This window comes from Streptomyces cellostaticus (genome assembly GCF_023630175.1).
Lineage (GTDB): Bacteria > Actinomycetota > Actinomycetes > Streptomycetales > Streptomycetaceae > Streptomyces > Streptomyces cellostaticus_A.
The window spans coordinates 1-5,871 of the sequence record NZ_JALLIN010000095.1; the positions used below are offsets into that span (position 1 = coordinate 1).

Below are 5,871 nucleotides of genomic sequence, written 5' to 3' on the forward strand. Positions count from 1 at the left end.
TGGAGGCGGTCCGGCGGCTGTGGGGCGCGGCGGCCGCCGCCTGGGCGCCGGGCCGCACGACGGCTCAGCTGTGGCACACCCTGCACCGGCTCGACGCCCTGCTGGCCGAGGCGGTCGGCGAGCACTGGGCCGTCGAGGAGCGCCTGTACTGCGCCGACGCGGCCCGGTCCGTCGCCGGCATGCTGCGCGCCACGGCCGCGGCCGCCGAGGCGGAGGCGATACCCGAGGCCGAACGGTCCGAGGCGCCCGGCGCCTTCTCCGCGCCGGACACCGGCCGGCCCGCCGAGGACGACTGGCTCACCGGTCCCTCCGCGCTGGAGACGGACGACGCCGGTCCCGACGAGGCGGAGGCGGACTGGGCCGGCGTCTACGCCTGGCAGGACGGCCCGTCCTGGCAGGACGGCCCGTCCTGGCAGGACGGGACCGCGTGGGAGGGGCCGGCCGAGAACGGAGGGCACGGCAAGGAGACGGGGGAGAGCCGGGGAAGGCCCACCGGCACGGCCCCGGGGGACCGGGCCAAGGGCGTTCCGCGCTGGCTGGAGCGGGACAGCGGCGAGGGCGGACCCGACCTGGTCGCCACCCTGGCCGGCGATCTGACGGACGCCGCCCTGGAGGCGATGAAACCGTACTGGGGTGCCGTCGAACGCGGTCAGGCCGGCGCCCTCGCCGTGCGGCGCACCGAGGAGCGCGTCCGTGACGTGCTGTCGACGGCCCGCCGCCACCTCCGGCACAACGGGGTGCTGGCCGCACCGCCGTTCGCCGCCGCCCGCCGGGTCCGCGCCACCTCGTCGAACCTGCTCGGCACCGACCCGCACCGGCCGGCCGAACTGGTCGGCGCGGAGACCGACCGGCAGGCCGTGGTCCAACTGTCCTCGCCCGAGCAGGGCACGCTGCTCAGCCGTGACCCGGCGGCCGCCGTATGGCTCAGGTTCGCGCCGCTGGCCGTGCGCGACGAGGTGGAGAAGGCGTGGCGGTCGAGCGGTTCGGCCCTGCCGGAGGACGTCCTGTGGACCTCCTCTGGACGGTACGCCGGCCTGGTGCGGCTCACCCCGCTGCGGATGGGCGTGGTGGAAACCGTCCGGCCCCGCTACGGTGCCGGCCCCGACGACGGCACGGACCCGTACGGCCGCAGAACCCCGGACGAGCCGGGGAACCCGTACGACCGCCCGCACGACCGGCAGGACCCCTACGACCGGCAGGACTCGTACGACCGGCAGGACTCGTACGACCGGACGGATTCCTACGGGACGGCCGCGCGCGGGACGGACTCCTACGGGACGGCCGCGCGCGGGACGGACTCCTACGGGACGGACTCCTACGGGACGGACTCCTACGGGACCGACCCGAACGGGACGGGTTCCTACGCGTACGACCCGCCGCCGTCGACGTACGAGCAGGCGAGCCCCTACGAGCGGACGTCCCCGTACGAGCAGGCGGCCCCCTACGACCGCCCCGACCCGGACGACCGAGGGGACGGGGACCGCTGGTGACCCGGACCCCGCACCCCGGCCGTATGCCCGCGCACGGCCACAGCCGGGTACTCGCGCACGAAGGAGAGGACCGCCGGTGACCAGCTCGCCCCCGGACAAGCTCGCGTTCACCCTGCCGTCGGGCCGGCGCCGCGTCACCCCGGCCCGCTTCGGGCCCGAGTCCCGCCGTGACCGCCTGCTGCCCCAGCTCATCCGCAACTGCGTGCTCGACGACGAGGGACAGCAGTGCCTCCAGGTGCGTCTGGGCGCGGCCGAAGCGGCCAACCCGGCGGCGCGGGCGCTGCTGGACACCGAGGCGGGCACCGCGCTGCACCTGCACCGCGTGCTCGACGACACGGAGTACGCGCCGCTCTTCCCCCGCGTCGTCGGCTACGAACCGGACGCCGCCGAGCCGTTCCTGCTGTACGCGGCACCCCGGGGCGTCCCCGCCGCGCGCACCCAGGTGATGGCCGCGACCGACCAGCAGCGCCTCACCCGCGACCTGCTGCTCGCGCTGTGCCTCCTCGCCGACCAGGGCCTGGTGCCGCGTGGCGTCTCACCCGCCACCGTGCTCTGGGACGGAGCCCGGGTCCAGTTCTGGGGGCTCGAGGCGATGACCCGGACCGGACGGCCCCGGGCCCCGTGGGGCCGGCCGCCCTACTGCTCGCCCGAGCAGCGCCGGGGCGAAGGGCACGCCGAGCCCCGCGACGCGGTGTGGAGCGCGGCCCAGGTGCTCTACCGGCTGGTGACCGGACGGCCCGGGCCCGCCGACCGGGCCCCCGCCGACCTCGGCGAGTACCGGGCGCTGGCCCGGACGCTGCGGCAGGCCTTCGCCCCGCGCGCCGCCGACCGGCCCACCCCCGCTCAGTTGCTCGAACTCCTCGCACCCGGAGCCGCCCGCCGGGTCCGGCTCACCCTGCCCGCCGACGAGGAGCGCCCGCACCGGGAGGCGTTCGAGGAGGCGCTGCGGCTCAAACGGCAGGCACCGGTGTCCGTCACCGAGGACGGCACCGGCGCGGCGGGCGGCCCGGGCAACGGCCAACTGCTGTGTCCCTACTGCCTGGAGACCATCCAGCTCGACCTCGGCAAACTGTTCGTCACCGACAGCAGGATGCAGTACAAGCCGCTGGACCTGGCCGGTATCAACAACCCGGTGCGGCGGAACGACGTCATGCGCGGTGCCATGCAGAGGTGCACGGCCGACCCGGACTTCCCCGAGCACTTCATCCCGGTGCCCTACCTGATGTACGGCCGCCCCCTGACCGTGGCACTGGTCGGCCAGTCGTCCACCGGCAAGAGCCATCTGCTGACCCAGATGATCGCGGCCGTCACCGACGGCGGGCTCGAACCGTTCGGCCTCAAGTGGCAGTCCGTCAACCCCGAGCAGCACGCGCGGTTCGTACGGGAGCGGGTGCAGCCGCTGCGCAGCGGCCGGGTCCTGGGCCACTCGGCCGCCCTCGGCCTGAACGACTTCGCCCGCTTCGTGGAGTCGCTGCTGATCACCGACGCGCGCGGCCAGGTGCGTCCGGTCGCCTTCTTCGACCTCGGGGGCGAGGACCTCGTACGCACCGACGGGGCGCTGCGGTTCCTGCTCGGGGTCGACGCCCTGATCTTCGTGGTCGACCCGGTGCTGGCCCTGCCACTGCCCCAGCTCGACCACGTCAGGGAGCGCCTGGGGGTCGAGGTGAACCGGGACGGCGATCTCGCCTTCGGTACCGTCCTGGACCGGCTGCCGAAGAACGGGCCCTACCTGGACGTGCCGACCGCCGTGGTGCTCGGCAAGGCGGACCTGCTCAGGTTCCAGCCGCCCGTCGACCGCTGGCTGGCCAGGCCGCCCGCCACCGCGCTCGATCCCGCGCCGGTCCGCGAGGAGAGCCGGGACGTGTACGGGCTGCTGCGCCGGTACGCCGGCCAGGCCTGGCTGCGCCCCTTCGACGGGATCCGCCGGTGCACCCTGCACATCGCGTCCGCCACCGGGGGACAGGAGGCGCACGGCCGCTACCCGGCGGGCGCCGGGCCCCGGCGGGTGCTGGAGCCGCTGCTCGCGCTGCTCGCGATGCACGGACTGATCGACGTTCCGGGCGGCGCCGAGGCGCTGGCGGTGGGGGAGGCGCCCGTGCTCGAGACGGTGCCGTGGGAGGAAGCGCACAGAGCCGGCGGATCCGGGGGATCCGCCGGGGGAGGGGAACATCAGTGAACGGCTTCCAGGACCGGGGCACGGTGCACCAGGTCGTCTTCCGCTGGGACGGCAATCACGGCCGTCAGGGCACCGGTATGAGCGCCGTCGCCCACTCCTGTTCGCCCGAACGGGCGGAGCGACTGGGCCAGGAACTCGGCCGGCTGCTCTGGGTGCCCGGCGCGACGTCGGCGCGGCCGAGCGTGGTGCGCACCCTGTCCAGCGACGGCGGAGTCATGCTCGTCCAGCGCTGGCCCACCACCGACCGGGGCGGCCGGCCGTCCACGGTCAGCCACGTCCTCTTCGGCGATCCCCGGGCCCTGAAGACACGCCAGTGCCTGGGCCTGGCGTACCGGGGCTGGAGCTCGCAGGAGAGCGCCGAGCGGGCGAAGGGGCCGCAGCCCGTGATCGACTGCGCGGACCTCGACGGGTTGGCGCTCAGGCGCCTGCCCGGCATGCTGGAGGCGCTGCCCCGCGTCCAGCACGCGCTGATCCTCGCGACCGCCGAGCTGCTGCGCGATCCGGACCAGCGGGTGTCGCTGCTCCTGGAGGACAAGCCGCCGCGCGACTGGCCGGACGAGAACCAGGTGCCCCTGGTCTACCTCGGCCTGTTCCTGATCTTCCACTCCTGGTTGCGCCAGGAGTGGACGTTCGCCACCTACGACACCGTGGACACCCACCCGCTGCGGCTGATGGCCGTCCCGCAGTGGGAGCCGGACGCGGGTGGGTCCGGGCCGCTGGCGCGGATCACGGGCCGCCGGCCGGGCCCCCCTCAGTTCGAACAGCGGGCGGCCGCCCGGCTGGTGGAGCACCTCCTCGCCAACCGCGACGCGCCCCCCGGTGTGCCGCAGCTCGTCGGGGAACTCGCCGACGGAGCGGCCCTCGACTGGGACCGGCGGCGTGACCGGCTGCGGGACATCCTCGGCACCGACCGCCCGCAGGCCCGTACCCGGCACCGGACCGGTCAAGGTCACGGGCCCGAACCCTTGACCGGGCGCGATCGCGAGCCGGTGGCGGTACGCGATCCCGCCCCGCCGCGCGAACCGGCCCCGCCCCGCGATCCCGCTCCACTGCTCGAGTCCCCGCCCCGCCCCGCACGGCCCCCCGAGTCCCCGCCCCGGCCGGTACGGGCCCCCGAACCGGTCTCCCCGGCCCACTCCGTGCCCGCCCCCGCACCCGGGGTCCCGCTCTCGCCCGAACCGGACCCGGCTCCCGTCCAGGGCGCCCCGACCGAGTACGGGACCGGCGGGCACCGGCTGCCGTCGCTGCCCGACGGATTCGACACCGCCGCGGCCCCTCCGGGCCTCCTGGACAGTGCCCTCCACCACGAGCTGTGCCGGTACCGGCGCGCGGACGGTGCGGGGAACCCGCTGATGGCGCGACTCGGCAGGTGCTCCGACGAGGCCCTGCTGGACGAACTCGTCTCGAACCAGCTCACCCCGGACGCCGTCGACGCGGTGCTCACCGAACTCGGCATGCCGCAGCGCCTCAGGTCGCGCCGCCCGGAGACACGGCACGCGCTGTGCACCGAAGTACTCGAGCGGAACCTGTACTTCGCGCCCCGGTCGCCCGGCACCGAACCCACGATGGCGAGGGCCGCGACGGCCCAGCGGGCGGCCCGGATCTTCGGGTGGGCCGTGGCGCCGCTGGCCCGGGACGAGCAGTACCTGGCCGAGCTGCGGCAGTTGTTCTACCGCATGAGCCGGGACCGCCACCCCGGCACGGGCAACTGGATCTGGCAGACCGTCGTCGAACCGGAGAACGGGCAGGTGCCCGATCTGCCGCCGGAACTGTGGAGCCAGCTCCTGCGGGACGCGTTCCACACCGGCGCGGTGTCCGCCGTCCCGCCGCCGCCCACGGTTCAGCCGACCCCCGCCCACCCGGTCCATCGGACGCCCTCGACGTCCTCGGGCTCCCCCGAGTCACCGGCGGGCACCGGGCCGCCGTCCTCCGTCCTGGCCCGGTTCGGTGAGCTGACGAGCAGTCCGGGCTGTGTGATCGGAGGCCTCATGGCCCTGATCGCCGCCATGATCGCGATCGTGCTGATCCTGGTGTGAGGCCTCGGGCGGGGTGGACGGCCGGTCAGCCGGCCGTCCTGCTGCGGCCGCCCCGGCGGTCGGAGCCGCGGCTCCCGGTGCCGGCGGAGGCGCCGCCCGCGCCACCGGACGCCGTGCGCCGCCGGGATCCCCGGGCGTCCTTGCCGGCCGGGTTGCCCGTCGCGCCCCC

General features: G+C 75.5%; 2 protein-coding genes and 1 pseudogene. All 3 read left to right on the top strand.

All coding sequences use genetic code 11. The features are described 5' to 3' along the window. Nucleotides 1-1,490, top strand: a pseudogene (locus MXD57_RS30975) (hypothetical protein); the annotation flags it as partial. Nucleotides 1,491-1,566: 76 nt separating this feature from the next. Continuing rightward, a complete protein-coding gene (locus tag MXD57_RS30980; protein WP_250405541.1) occupies nucleotides 1,567-3,666 on the top strand; it encodes a hypothetical protein in 2,100 nt (699 codons plus the stop codon). Then, on the top strand, nucleotides 3,663-5,702 hold the full coding sequence (locus tag MXD57_RS30985; RefSeq protein WP_250405542.1) for a hypothetical protein: 2,040 nt from the start codon (nucleotides 3,663-3,665) through the stop codon (nucleotides 5,700-5,702). Before MXD57_RS30980 ends, MXD57_RS30985 begins: the two co-directional genes overlap by 4 nt. Nucleotides 5,703-5,871: the final 169 nt, after the last annotated feature.